Source organism: Phaeovulum sp. (genome assembly GCF_047638075.1).
Classification (GTDB): domain Bacteria; phylum Pseudomonadota; class Alphaproteobacteria; order Rhodobacterales; family Rhodobacteraceae; genus UBA6197.
The window spans coordinates 1-12,895 of sequence record NZ_JBLJBV010000031.1 but is presented as its reverse complement, the minus strand read 5'-3'; the positions used below and the strand labels follow the sequence as shown (position 1 = coordinate 12,895).

Annotated in this window: 9 protein-coding genes and 1 pseudogene; 6 read left to right on the top strand and 4 right to left on the bottom strand. The window is 62.4% G+C overall.

From position 1 onward, the window contains the following. Positions 1 to 51 precede the first annotated feature (51 nt). Genes ACM62R_RS04825 through glmU form a run of 3 tightly spaced genes read right to left on the bottom strand, consistent with a single transcriptional unit; the run spans position 52 to position 3,881 of the window. On the bottom strand, positions 52 to 720 hold the full coding sequence (locus ACM62R_RS04825; protein ID WP_415182929.1) for a DNA alkylation repair protein: 669 nt from the start codon (positions 718 to 720) through the stop codon (positions 52 to 54). Then, a complete protein-coding gene (gene glmS / locus ACM62R_RS04820; RefSeq protein ID WP_415182928.1) occupies positions 717 to 2,531 on the bottom strand; it encodes a glutamine--fructose-6-phosphate transaminase (isomerizing) in 1,815 nt (604 codons plus the stop codon). The genes ACM62R_RS04825 and glmS overlap by 4 nt, the downstream gene beginning before the upstream one ends. After that, positions 2,532 to 3,881 carry a bifunctional UDP-N-acetylglucosamine diphosphorylase/glucosamine-1-phosphate N-acetyltransferase GlmU gene (gene glmU / locus ACM62R_RS04815; protein ID WP_415182927.1) on the bottom strand — a complete coding sequence of 450 codons (1,350 nt, stop codon included), beginning with the start codon at positions 3,879 to 3,881 and terminating at the stop codon, positions 2,532 to 2,534. It abuts the gene before it with no gap. A gap of 104 nt (positions 3,882 to 3,985) precedes the next feature. On the opposite strand from glmU, the gene ACM62R_RS04810 reads away from it, so the two are divergent. From ACM62R_RS04810 to ACM62R_RS04790, 5 genes are all read left to right on the top strand, one after another. Continuing rightward, entirely contained in the window at positions 3,986 to 4,645 is a 660-nt protein-coding gene (locus ACM62R_RS04810; protein ID WP_415182926.1) for an HAD-IA family hydrolase, read from the top strand. Continuing rightward, positions 4,642 to 5,832 (top strand): DegT/DnrJ/EryC1/StrS family aminotransferase, encoded by a 1,191-nt coding sequence (locus ACM62R_RS04805; protein WP_415182925.1) that lies wholly within the window; start codon positions 4,642 to 4,644, stop codon positions 5,830 to 5,832. Before ACM62R_RS04810 ends, ACM62R_RS04805 begins: the two co-directional genes overlap by 4 nt. A 134-nt stretch (positions 5,833 to 5,966) precedes the next feature. Then, positions 5,967 to 7,124: an acyl-CoA dehydrogenase family protein gene (locus ACM62R_RS04800; protein WP_415182924.1), complete on the top strand. Its 1,158-nt coding sequence runs from the start codon at positions 5,967 to 5,969 to the stop codon at positions 7,122 to 7,124. Then, positions 7,124 to 8,728, top strand: a complete 1,605-nt coding sequence (locus ACM62R_RS04795) for a carboxyl transferase domain-containing protein (protein ID WP_415182923.1) — start codon at positions 7,124 to 7,126, stop codon at positions 8,726 to 8,728. Before ACM62R_RS04800 ends, ACM62R_RS04795 begins: the two co-directional genes overlap by 1 nt. Before the next feature lie 94 nt (positions 8,729 to 8,822). Continuing rightward, a complete protein-coding gene (locus tag ACM62R_RS04790; RefSeq protein WP_415182922.1) occupies positions 8,823 to 10,739 on the top strand; it encodes a DUF2118 domain-containing protein in 1,917 nt (638 codons plus the stop codon). A gap of 98 nt (positions 10,740 to 10,837) precedes the next feature. Here ACM62R_RS04790 and ACM62R_RS04785 read toward each other — a convergent pair whose 3' ends face one another. Continuing rightward, positions 10,838 to 12,460 carry an AMP-binding protein gene (locus ACM62R_RS04785; RefSeq protein ID WP_415182921.1) on the bottom strand — a complete coding sequence of 541 codons (1,623 nt, stop codon included), beginning with the start codon at positions 12,458 to 12,460 and terminating at the stop codon, positions 10,838 to 10,840. Positions 12,461 to 12,776: 316 nt separating this feature from the next. Here ACM62R_RS04785 and ACM62R_RS04780 point away from each other — a divergent pair. Next, positions 12,777 to 12,895: pseudogene (locus ACM62R_RS04780) on the top strand (Type II secretory pathway, pullulanase PulA); the annotation flags it as partial.

Here is a 12,895-nt window from a genome sequence, read left to right as displayed (position 1 = left end):
TCAACCTTGGCCGGGGACGCTCCGCGGGGAGTATTTAAGCCAAACAAAAGCCTACAGGTATTTGGCAGCTTCTTTGCGTGCAAAGCTTTTGAGGCTTTCGCCATGCGCGTCAAGCCAGGTATGGGTGCGCGGCGCATCGTGTTTGGAAAGGTCGCGCAGCCACCGGGCGATGGTCTTTTGGATGAACCAGTCACGATCAGGCGCGAGCATGACCATCCAGCCAAGAACACGATCACGCGTGGCCTCGTCGGCGGGTTTGGGGTGGTTTTGCTTGGTCCAGGGCAGTGTCATCACCAACGCCGCGCGGCGGGTCCACATATTGTCGCTGGTAAGCCACTCTTCCACCTGATCGAGGCGTGACGGGTCGGCGGTCAGGCGCTTTTCCCCGGCTTTGCAGGCATGATCGGCCAATGCCCATGTATCGAAATCGGGTACCCAGGAAGCGATCAGCGCCCAGACGGCAGCATCGTCCTTGATCCGGGCCTGGGTCAGAAGTTTAGCAGCGGCGATGCGCGCCTCGTGGATGTCAGATTGCCAAAGCGTGTCGGCCAGTGCGACGCGTTCGGGCACATCAAGGGTGGCGCGCCACTCGGAAACCAGCGCCTCTATCTGGGGCAATGACAGGCCCAGGTAGGGGCGTTCCGCCTTGTGGTAGGCGGCCATTTCGGTGGCATTCAGCGAGTTCGCAAGGGCGCGAAGCTGGTTGAGGTGCGGGCTCATTCTACTGTCACCGATTTGGCCAGATTTCGGGGCTGATCGACATCGGTTCCTTTGGCGATCGCGGTGAAATAGGCTAGAAGTTGGGCCGGGATGGCGTAGAGAATGGGCGCGAATGGCTCGGCCACCTCGGGCATCCTGAGGCTGGCCCAGGTGCCCTCGCTGGCCGCGCGCAGGCCTTCCGCGTCCGAGATCAGCAAGACCTGACCGTGACGGGCCATGACCTCTTGCATGTTGGAGACTGTCTTGTCGAACAGCCGATCGTGCGGTGCCATGACGACCACCGGCACGTTACGGTCGATCAGCGCGATCGGGCCGTGTTTCAGTTCGCCTGATGCATAGCCTTCGGCGTGTATATAGCTGATTTCCTTTAACTTCAGGGCGCCCTCAAGGGCCAGCGGATACATCGGGCCGCGACCCAGGAACAGCACATCTTGCGCCTCGGCTATGCTGCTGGCGAGGGTCTCCAATTGGGGGGCGGTTCCCAGCGCCAGGTTCATCAGCCCCGGCAGCCCGCGCAAGGTGGCGATATGGGTGGCCAGATCGTCGGCGCTCAAATGGCCGCGGTCAACCCCGGCTTTCAGTGCCAGCACCGCCAGCACCAGCAACTGGCAGGTAAACGCCTTGGTCGAGGCAACGCCGACCTCGACCCCGGCCATGATGGGCAGTGCCACATCACAGTCGCGCGCGATGGAAGAGGTGGGCACATTGACCACGGCCAGCGTCCTTTCAACCTTTCCGGTGCAGTAACGCAGCGCTGCCAACGTGTCGGCGGTTTCCCCCGACTGACTGACGAAAAGCGCCCAGGAGCGCGCGGGAAGCGGGGGCTCACGGTAGCGAAATTCCGAGGCCACGTCGATTTCGACCGGCAGTCCGGCGATTTGCTCGAACCAGTATTTCGCGACCGAACAGGCATAGAATGCGGTGCCGCAGGCGACCAGCGTCAGCCGGTCAAGCGCGCTGAAATCAAGCCCCTCGGGCAAGTTCAGCGTGCCGTCTTTCAGATAGTGCGCCAGCGCATCGGCCAACACCGCAGGTTGTTCGGCAATCTCCTTTGCCATGAAATGTTTGTAGCCTGCCTTTTCCACACGGGTCTGACCCAGGTCGATGCGCGCCATGTCGCGGTTGGCGCGGTGGCCGTGGTGATCATAGATTTCGGCACTGGCACGGGTGACGAAGGCATAATCGCCTTCTTCCAGATAGGTGATCCGGTCTGTCATCGGGGCCAGTGCAATCGCGTCAGAACCCACGAACATTTCGCCCGTCCCGTGGCCAATCGCCAGTGGGCTGCCCTTGCGGGCGGCGATCATCAGATCATCTTCGCCGTCAAACAGGAACAGTAGCGCAAATGCCCCCTGCAGCCGTTTCAGCGTTGCGGCCGCAGCTTCACGAGGGGCCATGCCCCGGTCCATATAAAGCCGCGTCAGCAGGGCGACGGTTTCGGTGTCGGTCTCGGATTCCGGGGTCAGGCCCGCCCCGGCCAGTTCGGCGCGCAGGTCACGGAAATTCTCGATGATGCCGTTGTGGACAACCGCGACCGGGCCAGAGCGGTGCGGATGCGCGTTTTCGGTGGTGGCCGCCCCGTGCGTCGCCCAGCGGGTGTGGCCGATCCCGGCCTTGCCGGCCAGAGGGTCGTGCACCAATAGGTCCGACAGGTTGACCAGCTTGCCGACCGCGCGGCGGCGGTCCAGTTTGCCGGCGTTTATCGTGGCAATACCGGCGCTGTCATAGCCGCGATATTCCAGCCGCTTCAGCGCCTCCACCAGCAGGGGCGCTGCCTCATGATTTCCTAAAACACCAACAATTCCACACATTTATGCGCCTTCCTTCATGCGACGGGCCTTTTGGGCGCGCAGCATCTCAAACAGTTTGGGGGCAAGCCCCGGTTTCACCACCTGCCTGGCCCGCCCCAGCGCCAGCGCGCTATCGGGCACATTCTGGGTGATGACCGATCCTGACCCTGTCAGCGCGCCTGCGCCCACCGTCACGGGTGCCACCAGCATGGTGTCTGACCCGATAAAGACATTGGCGCCGATGGTTGTGCGGTGCTTCATCACGCCGTCATAATTGCAGGTTATGGTGCCCGCCCCGATATTGGTGAACTCACCCACATCGGCATCGCCCAGATAGGTCAGATGGCCAACCTTGACGCCCTCATCCAGAATCGAGTTCTTGATTTCGACGAAGTTGCCGACGTGCACATCTTCGGCCAACTCGGCACCGGGGCGCAGCCGGGCAAAGGGGCCAACCGTGGCGCCGCGTGAAATATGGCAGCCTTCCAGATGGCAAAAGGCCATGACCTCGGCCCCCGACTCGATGGTGACGCCGGGGCCGAACACCACATTCGGGCCGATCACCGCATCCCGCCCGATATGGGTGCCTAGCGCGAAAAACACGGTATCGGGCGCGGTCAACGTAACGCCATTGTCCAACGCCTCGGCGCGCATGCGCGCCTGAAACAGGCTTTCGGCGGTGGCCAGTTCGGCGCGGGTGTTGATGCCCAGCGTCTCGGCCTCGGGGCAGGTGACGACCGCGGCGGTCAGACCTTCGGCACGGGCAAGGGCAATCGTATCGGTCAGGTAGTATTCGCCGGCGGCATTATCGTTCGAAAGGGCGGCGACAAGCCGTGAAAGCAGGGCTGCGTCAGCGCATATAACGCCAGAGTTACAAAGTGTTATGGCGCGCTCTTCGTCCGACGCATCCTTGAATTCCACAATCCGTTCCAGCGCCGCACCTTTGGAGACAAGCCGCCCGTAACGGCCCGGGTCTGCGGCCTCAAAACCCAAAACGGTGATGTCGGCGGTGCTTTCCAGCATCGCTTCCAGCGTCTCGGAACGGATGAAGGGCGTATCACCGTAAAGCACCAGAACCCGGCCTTCAAACCCGGCCAGCGCGGGCATCGCCTGGGCCACCGCATGGCCCGTGCCCAGTTGTTCGGTCTGAATCACCACTTCGGCGGCGGGATCGGCCTTGGTCACGGCCTTGCTGACCTGATCGGCGCCATGGCCGGCCACGACGACCACCCGCGCCGGGTCAAGCGCGATTCCGGCGGCCAACGCATGCGCCAAAAGGGGGGCCGCCCCCAACCGGTGCAGCACCTTCGGCAGATCCGAATTCATCCTTGTGCCTTGCCCTGCGGCAAGGACGATCAGCGCAACAGCCATGATGATGCCTTTTCTTCTGCTCTGGCCCGTTTTACCCATGCAGGCGCAGGCCGCAAGCGAAAGCCGATCACGCTACCTTGCGGCGCGTTACAAAAGGGGGCGTCATGCGAACGGTGATTTTCGATCTTGATGGAACTTTGGCGGATACGTCGGCTGATCTGATCGGCGCGGCCAATGCCTGTTTTCGGGCGCGCGGGTTGGGGGATCTTCTGGATCCGGTGGCGGATGCGCTGATCGCCTTTCACGGTGGGCGGGCGATGCTGAGGGCGGGCTATGCCCGTGCAGGCCATGGCGCCGAAGAGGTCGAGGCGGACTTCCCCCGCCTTCTGGCCCATTACGCCGATAATATCGACACCCATACGACGCTATACCCCGGTGCGCGCCGCGCGCTTGCGACGCTGGCCGAGGCGGGCTTTGCCTTGGGGATCTGCACCAACAAACCCGAAGGCCTCGCGCGGGAACTGATCTTCCGGCTTGGCCTTGCGGATCATTTTGCCGCGCTGATCGGTGCCGATACGCTACCCGTGCGCAAGCCGGACCCCGCGCCTTATCTGGCGGCCGTGACCGCAGCGGGGGGCGTGCTGGCCCGCTCGATGCTGGTGGGCGATACGCAGACAGACCGCGATACCGCCCGTGCGGCCGGGGTACCGGTGGCACTGGTCACCTTCGGCCCGGAAGGCCGCGGCATCGCTCGCCTTTCCCCCGAGGCGCTGTTGGATCACTATGACGCCCTGCCCGGGCTGGTTCACGGGCTGCTGCCATGACCAATCCCGCGCCAGAGGTTTTTACCGGCAGTTTCACCCAGCAGGAACCGCTACCGCAAGCCGCCCTGGACGCAGCCCTTGCGGTGCTGGGCCATGGCCGGTTGCACCGCTACAACCTTGCCCCCGATGAGGCAGGTGAAGCGGCCCTGTTGGAAGAGGATTTCGCCACCTTCACCGGTGCGCGCTATTGCCTTGCGGTTGCCTCAGGCGGCTATGCGCTGGCCTGCGCGCTGCGGGCGGTGGGGGTGAGGCATGGTGACAATGTGCTGACCAATGGTTTTACGCTGGCCCCGGTGCCGGGTGCCATCGCCTCGCTCGGGGCCACGCCGGTCTTTGTCGAGGTGACCGATGATCTGGTGATCGACCTTGACGATCTGGCCGCCAAAGCCCCCCAGGCGCGCGTCCTGCTGCTTAGCCACATGCGCGGCCATATCTGCGACATGGACCGGCTGATGCAGCTTTGTCGGCACAAGGGCCTGACCGTGATCGAGGATTGCGCCCATACGATGGGGGCCAGATGGGCAGGGGTGCCCTCGGGTCGGCATGGGCTGATCGGCTGCTATTCGACCCAGAGCTATAAACACATGAACTCGGGCGAAGGCGGGCTTCTGGTCTCGGACAACGCCGAGGTGATGGCCCGTGCGGTTCTGCTGTCGGGGTCGTACATGCTTTACCCGCGCCACCGCGCCGCCCCCCCGCCCGAAGCGTTCGAGACCCTGAAATGGACCACGCCCAATATCTCGGGCCGGATGGACAATCTGCGCGCCGCGATCCTGCGCCCGCAACTGGCCGATCTGCCCGTGCAAATAGCCCGCTGGAATGCGCTCTACCGCACGACAGAAGATGGGTTGGCCGGCACCCCCGGCCTTGCGCTGATCATCCGCCCAGCGTCCGAGACCTTCGTCGGCTCATCAATACAGTTTCGCCTGCCGGACTGGACCGGTGAGCGTATCACAGCGCTTCTCGGGCGTACCGCCGCCCGTGGGGTTGACCTCAAATGGTTCGGCGCAGCCGACCCGGTGGCTTTCACCTCACGCCACGACAGTTGGCGCTACGCCCCGGCACAACGCCTGCCCAACACCGACCGTATCCTTTCGGGACTGCTGGACATGCGCCTGCCCCTGACCTTCAGCACCGCAGATTGTGCCCAGATCGCCCGGATCATTCGCGCCGAAGTAGCAGCCTGAAACAGCCCTCTCCCGGCAGCTTTTTTTTGGCATAAATACTCATCTTCCAACGCGCAGCCCAATGCGCACGCTTGACGCGACTCACTTCCTCGGCCCATAAAATGAACGACCGTTCAGTAATTGGAGGCGCCATCATGTTCACAGCCACCTTGAATTTCGATCTGGGCGAAGACGTGAACACGCTGCGCGATATGGTACACGCCTGGGCGCAAGAACGGGTAAAGCCGATCGCCGCCGAAATTGACCGCACCAATATCTTCCCGCCGCACCTTTGGCGCGAAATGGGCGATCTGGGTTTGTTGGGCATCACCGTGCCCGAAGAATACGGCGGCGCGGGGTTGGGTTATCTGGCGCATGTCATCGCCACCGAAGAAATCGCCCGCGCCAGTGCTTCGGTCAGCCTGTCCTACGGCGCCCATTCCAACCTTTGCGTCAACCAATTGAAGATTAACGGCACGCATGAACAGAAACTGAAATACCTGCCTGGGCTGATCTCGGGTGAGGCGGTCGGTGCGCTGGCGATGTCGGAAACGGGCAGCGGATCAGACGCGGTGGGCATGCAGTTAGGGGCGCAAATGCGCAACGGTTCCTACGTTCTGAACGGCCATAAATACTGGATCACCAATGGGCCCGACGCCGACACCCTCGTCGTCTACGCCAAGACCGACCCCAAGGCCGGATCAAAGGGCATCACCGCCTTCATCATTGAGCGCGGCTTCAAGGGCTTCTCGACTGGCCCGCATTTCGACAAGCTGGGAATGCGCGGCTCGAACACCGGGCAGTTGTTCTTTGATGACTGCGAAGTGCCGTTCGAAAACGTCCTTGGCGCCGAGGGCAAAGGCGTGCGGGTGCTGATGTCGGGGCTGGATTATGAACGCGTGGTGCTGTCGGGTATCGGCACCGGTATCATGGCCGCCTGTCTGGATGAGGTCGTGCCCTACGCAAAAGAGCGTCGCCAGTTTGGCCAGCCGATCGGGAATTTCCAACTGATGCAGGCCAAGATCGCGGATATGTATGTGGCCCTGAACACCGCCCGCGCCTACCTCTACGAGGTGGCAAAAGCCTGTGATACGGGCCGCGTCACCCGCACCGATGCCGCAGCGGCCGTGCTCTATGCCTCGGAACAGGCGATGGTGCAGGCGCATCAGGCGGTTCAGGCGTTGGGCGGGGCCGGTTTCTTGAACGATAGCGTGGTCAGCCGCCTCTTTCGCGACGCAAAGCTGATGGAAATTGGTGCCGGAACCTCGGAAATCCGCCGTATGCTGATCGGGCGCGAAATCATGGGGGCGTGATGAAGCTCACCACCTCGGCACTTCCGTCGTCCGAAACCTTCCGCGCCAACCGCGCCGCGCATCTGGCAATGCTGGAAACCGTCGCCAAGGCGGCCGCAACTGCCGCAGCAGGCGGCGGCCCCGAGGCGCAGGCCCGTCACGCTGCCCGCGGCAAGATGACGCCCCGCGAACGGGTGGCCGGTTTGCTGGACCCCGGCAGCCCGTTTCTTGAGATTGGCGCCACGGCGGCACACGGGCTTTACGACGGTGCCGCCCCTTGCGCAGGCATCATCGCGGGGATCGGCCGGGTGATGGGGCAAGAGGTCATGGTGGTCGCCAATGACGCCACCGTGAAGGGCGGCACCTACTACCCGATTTCAGTGAAAAAACATCTGCGCGCACAGGAAATAGCCGAGGAATGCGCGCTGCCCTGCATCTATCTGGTCGACAGCGGCGGCGCGAACCTGCCCAATCAGGATGAAGTCTTTCCCGACCGCGATCATTTCGGCCGGATCTTCTACAATCAGGCACGGATGTCGGCCAAGGGCATCGCGCAGATTGCCGTGGTGATGGGGTCGTGTACGGCTGGCGGCGCCTATGTTCCGGCAATGTCGGATGTGACCATCATCGTCAAGGATCAGGGAACAATCTTTCTGGCCGGTCCGCCCCTGGTCAAGGCCGCAACGGGTGAGGTTGTCAGCGCCGAGGATCTGGGCGGTGGCGATGTTCACACCCGGCTTTCCGGCGTCGCTGATTACCTGGCCGAGGATGACGCCCATGCGCTGGCGCTTGCCCGCCGCGCGGTCTGCCATCTGAACCGGCGCAAACCCGAAACCGTGGTCTGGCAATCGCCCGAAGACCCCGCCTACGACCCCGAGGAAATCCTTGGTGTGGTGCCCGGCGATCTGCGCACCCCCTACGACATCCGCGAAGTGATCGCGCGTCTGGTGGATGGATCGCGTTTTGACGAATTCAAGCCGCGCTTCGGTGAAACGCTGGTCACGGGATTTGCCCATGTGAAGGGCTGCCCGGTCGGGATCATCGCCAGCAACGGCGTGCTGTTTTCAGACGCTGCCGTCAAGGGCGCGCATTTTGTCGAGCTGTGCAGCCAGCGCAATATCCCCTTGGTATTCTTGCAAAACATCACCGGCTTCATGGTCGGGCGAAAATATGAAAACGAGGGTATCGCGCGCCATGGCGCCAAAATGGTGACCGCCGTGGCCACCACCAACGTGCCAAAGATCACTCTGCTGGTCGGCGGCTCGTTCGGGGCGGGCAACTACGGGATGGCGGGTCGCGCCTATTCGCCGCGTTTTTTGTGGAGTTGGCCCAACAGCCGCATTTCCGTAATGGGCGGCGAACAGGCCGCCGGCGTGCTGGCAACCGTCCGTCGCGACGGGATCGAGCGCAGGGGCGGCACATGGTCGCCCGAGGATGAGGCCGAATTCAAACGCCCCACGATTGAGATGTTCGAGCGCCAAAGCCACCCGCTCTATGCCTCGGCTCGGCTGTGGGATGATGGGATCATCGATCCGCGCAGGACCCGCGAGGTGCTGGCACTCTCCCTCTCGGCGGCACTTTGCGCACCGATAGAGGCCACACGCTTTGGCCTGTTTCGAATGTAATGAGTATTTTTCCAAAGAAAAGCCGGCTTTTTTTTGGCGCAAGTACTCCGGGGGCACGGGGGCAGCGCCCCCGCCGCATCCAGGGGAGACCGAGATGTTCCGAAAGATCCTGATTGCCAATCGCGGTGAAATCGCCTGCCGGGTGATCGACACCGCCCGCAAGATGGGCGTGGCGACGGTGGCAGTCTATTCTGATGCGGACCGTGGGGCGCGTCATGTGGCCATGGCAGACGAGGCGGTGCCTATTGGCGGCTCGGCCCCCGCCGACAGCTACCTTCGCGGCGATGCGATCATTGCGGCGGCCAAGGCGACAGGGGCTGAGGCGATCCATCCGGGTTATGGGTTCTTGTCGGAAAACCCCGGGTTTGTGGATGCGGTTCATGCGGCGGAACTGGTGTTCATTGGGCCTTCTGGCGATGCGATCAGGGCGATGGGGCTCAAGGATGCTGCGAAGGCGTTGATGGTCAAGGCCGGCGTGCCGGTGGTGCCGGGCTATCACGGTGCCGATCAAGACCCCGGCACTCTGGCGGCTGCGGCAGATGTGGCCGGGTATCCGGTGCTGATCAAGGCGGTGGCTGGTGGCGGTGGCAAGGGCATGCGGCGGGTCGATCATCCGCGCGATTTCGCGGCGGCGTTGGAGAGTGCGCAGGGCGAGGCGCGCACCGCCTTTGGTAACGCGGGTGTCTTGATCGAGAGATATGTGGAAAAACCCCGCCATATCGAGGTGCAGGTTTTTGGCGACGGCACCAAGGCGCTGCATCTGTTTGAACGCGATTGTTCGTTGCAACGGCGCCACCAGAAGGTAATCGAAGAGGCCCCCGCACCAGGTATGACGTCCGAGATGCGCGCGGCGATGGGCAAGGCCGCGGTGCGCGCCGCCGAGGCTATTGGCTATAGTGGTGCCGGCACGGTCGAGTTCATTGTCGACGCCTCGGACGGGCTGCGCGCCGATCGTTTCTGGTTCATGGAAATGAACACCCGGCTTCAGGTGGAGCATCCGGTGACAGAGGCGATCACCGGCGTCGATCTGGTCGAATGGCAGTTGCTTGTGGCTGCGGGAGAGCCGCTTCCCGCAAGGCAAGATGATCTGACGATCAAGGGCCACGCCTTTGAAGCGCGGCTTTATGCCGAGGATGTGCCCGCAGGGTTCTTGCCCGCTACGGGGCGCCTTTCGCATCTGGTCTTTCCTGATGGTGCCCGTGTCGATACCGGGGTGCGGGCGGGGGATGTGATCAGCCCGTGGTATGATCCGATGATTGCCAAGATTATCGTTCATGGCCCGACGCGTGCAATTGCCCTTTCCAAGCTGGCGGATAGGCTGGAGAGGACTGAGGTTGTGGGAACAATCACCAATCTTGCGTTTCTGGCTGCACTGGCGCGTCACCGGGGCTTTGGCGTGGGGGATGTGGACACCGGGTTGATTGCGCGCAATCTTGAGGCGCTGGTGACAGCCCCGCTTCCTTCTGCTGCGGTTTGTGCGCTGGCCGTGTTGGCGGCGGCGGGGTTGCATGAGGGGCGGGGGGACGGCTTTACCCTTTGGGCACCTTTGCGACGTGCGATCGTGCTGGAGGGGATCAAAGCGTTCATTCAGGTTCATGCACCTGATCACGTCACGGTGGAACTGGCGCAGGCACAAGATTGCCGGCTGCATGCCGATGGTTGGTGGGTGAACGGCGTAAAGACCGGTGCCCGGATTGTGGTGGGCGACGACAACGTGACCGTTTTTGCAAGGGGTGCACATGTCTTTGCAAGGCTTGATCCGCTGTCACGAAAGATTGAGACGACGGGCAGTAATCTGACGCGGGCCCCGATGCCAGGGCTGGTAAAGACGGTGTTTGTGAACGTGGGGCAGCGCGTGGCCACGGGCGACCCTTTGGCCGTGCTTGAGGCAATGAAGATGGAACACACGATGTTGGCGGCGCGCGAGGGCACCGTGGCTGAGGTGCTGACCCATCAGGGGGCACAAGTCGAGGCCGGTGCCGCCCTGATCCGGCTGGAAGATGCCGAATAGGTTGCCTTCTTTGGTGTTCTGCGTCTGACCTTTGTGGTTGGCTGCCGGGGGCGCCTTTACCCCCGGCCATAAGGCGTTTTGCTTTTGAGCGGGCTTGGTTACAATAGCTTTGCCACGGCGCGAAGCTCAAATTTCTGGATCTTGCCGGTAGAGGTTTTGGGCAGATCGCAAAAAACGATATGTTTTGGCGTCTTGAAACCGGCAAGGCGGGCGCGGGCGAAGGCGATCAGATCGGCCTCGGTAACCTCGGCGCCAGATTTCAGTTCGACGAAGGCGCACGGCACCTCGCCCCATTTATCGTCGGGTTTGGCGACGACGGAGCACAGGCTAACGGCCGGGTGATGGGCCAAAACGCCCTCAACCTCGACCGATGAAACGTTTTCGCCGCCCGAAATGATGATGTCTTTGGCCCGGTCCGTGATCTTGATATAGCCATCGGGGTGCATGAAGGCGATGTCGCCTGATCGGAACCAGCCGCCTTCAAACGCCTCGTGCGTGGCTTGCGGGTTTTTGTAGTAGCCTTTCATCGTGGCGTTGCCGCGCATGACGATTTCGCCAAGGCTTTGGCCGTTGCGCGCCACCTCTTGGCCCTGATCGAAGACGGTGATCTGTTCCATCATCGGCATCAACACGCCGGTGCGGGCCTTCAGGGCGGCGCAATCTTCGCCTTTGATTTCGTCCCAGGCGGGTTTCCAGGTGCATTCGGTGGCGGGGCCGTAAACCTCGGTCAGGCCGTAAACCTGAGTCACGTTGAAGCCAAGCGGCTCGACTGCGGCCAGTGTGGCGGCTGGGGGCGGGGCGCCGGCGGTGAACACCTCGACGATATGGTCAAAGGCGCGCCGGTCGCTGTCGGGGGCATTGACAAGGGCGTTCAGCACAATGGGTGCGCCGCCAAAATGCGTGACGCCATGGTCGGCAATGGCGTCATAGATGGCTTTGGCCGTAACATCGCGGCAGCAGACCACGGTGCCGCCCAAAAGGGGCACCATCCAGCCATGGGTCCAGCCGTTGCAGTGAAACAGCGGCACGATGGTCAGATACACCGGGTATAGCTGCATCTTCCACGAAATCAGGTTGCCCATCGTTGCCAGATACGCGCCCCGGTGGTGATAGACCACGCCCTTGGGCCGCCCGGTGGTGCCCGAGGTGTAATTGAGGGCGATGGATTCCCACTCATCCTTGGGCATGATCCATTTGAACATCGGGTCGCCCTCGGCCACCAGCGCCTCATACTCGACGTAATGTCCTGATGCGGGGATGCCGGCCTCAGGGTCTGCGACCTCGATGATTTGTGGCGCGGTGCCTTGCATCTGTTTGATCGCGGCTTCGGCCAGCGGCAGGATGGCGGCATCGACCAGCACCATTTTGGCGCCGCCGTGTTCAAACGTATAGGCCACGGTATCAACATCAAGGCGGGTGTTGATCGTGTTGATCACCGCGCCGCAGGCGGGAATGGCAAAATGCGCCTCAAGCTGGGGGGCGGTGTTGGGCAGCATCGTCGCCACCACATCGCCGGGGCAGATGCCACGCTCAACCAGCGCCGAGGCAAGCTGGCTGACGCGGGCGTGATATTCCAGATAGGTGCGCCGGGTTTTGCCATAGATCAGCGCCGTGCGTTCTGGAAATACCTCAAGCGCGCGGTTCAGGTGTGATAGCGGTGTCAAAGGGACAAAGTTCGCGGCACATTTATCAAGCCCCGTCTCATCAGCCAGCCAACCCATCCGCTTTCCTTCCGTGTCGTTTGGTACCTGGGAATATGCCATGTACAGGTAGGATTATTGTCCGGTGTCAGGCGGTTTGGAAAGGGGCAAAGGGCGGGAAAATGCCGCCGCTGGGGCTGTCACCGATTATCGGGCGATTATCTGGTTCATTGATGGCTGCGGTTTTGTCATTGCACCCGAAATCGGGCGATGCCGTTTGAAGGGGCCAACCGCTGCCGCCACGGCTGTTTTCAGGCGGGCTGATCTGTCCCGAAGGGCCGTTGGTTTTGAGGACGGTGGGGCTACTCATTGCGCGGCGGGCGCGGTAGGTTACGGCATGATCATTTCGCGCGGGCGCCGCTATATCTTTGTGCATATCCCCAAAACTGGCGGCACCGCGCTAAGCCTTGCGCTTGAGGCGCGGGCAATGGCCGATGATATCCTGATCGGTGATAC

Coding starts and splice junctions, on each gene's coding strand:
- ACM62R_RS04825 (WP_415182929.1), bottom strand. CDS start 720: ATGAGCCCGCACCTCAACCAGCTTCGCGCCCTTGCGAACTCGCTGAAT.
- glmS (WP_415182928.1), bottom strand. CDS start 2,531: ATGTGTGGAATTGTTGGTGTTTTAGGAAATCATGAGGCAGCGCCCCTG.
- glmU (WP_415182927.1), bottom strand. CDS start 3,881: ATGGCTGTTGCGCTGATCGTCCTTGCCGCAGGGCAAGGCACAAGGATG.
- ACM62R_RS04810 (WP_415182926.1), top strand. CDS start 3,986: ATGCGAACGGTGATTTTCGATCTTGATGGAACTTTGGCGGATACGTCG.
- ACM62R_RS04805 (WP_415182925.1), top strand. CDS start 4,642: ATGACCAATCCCGCGCCAGAGGTTTTTACCGGCAGTTTCACCCAGCAG.
- ACM62R_RS04800 (WP_415182924.1), top strand. CDS start 5,967: ATGTTCACAGCCACCTTGAATTTCGATCTGGGCGAAGACGTGAACACG.
- ACM62R_RS04795 (WP_415182923.1), top strand. CDS start 7,124: ATGAAGCTCACCACCTCGGCACTTCCGTCGTCCGAAACCTTCCGCGCC.
- ACM62R_RS04790 (WP_415182922.1), top strand. CDS start 8,823: ATGTTCCGAAAGATCCTGATTGCCAATCGCGGTGAAATCGCCTGCCGG.
- ACM62R_RS04785 (WP_415182921.1), bottom strand. CDS start 12,460: ATGGGTTGGCTGGCTGATGAGACGGGGCTTGATAAATGTGCCGCGAAC.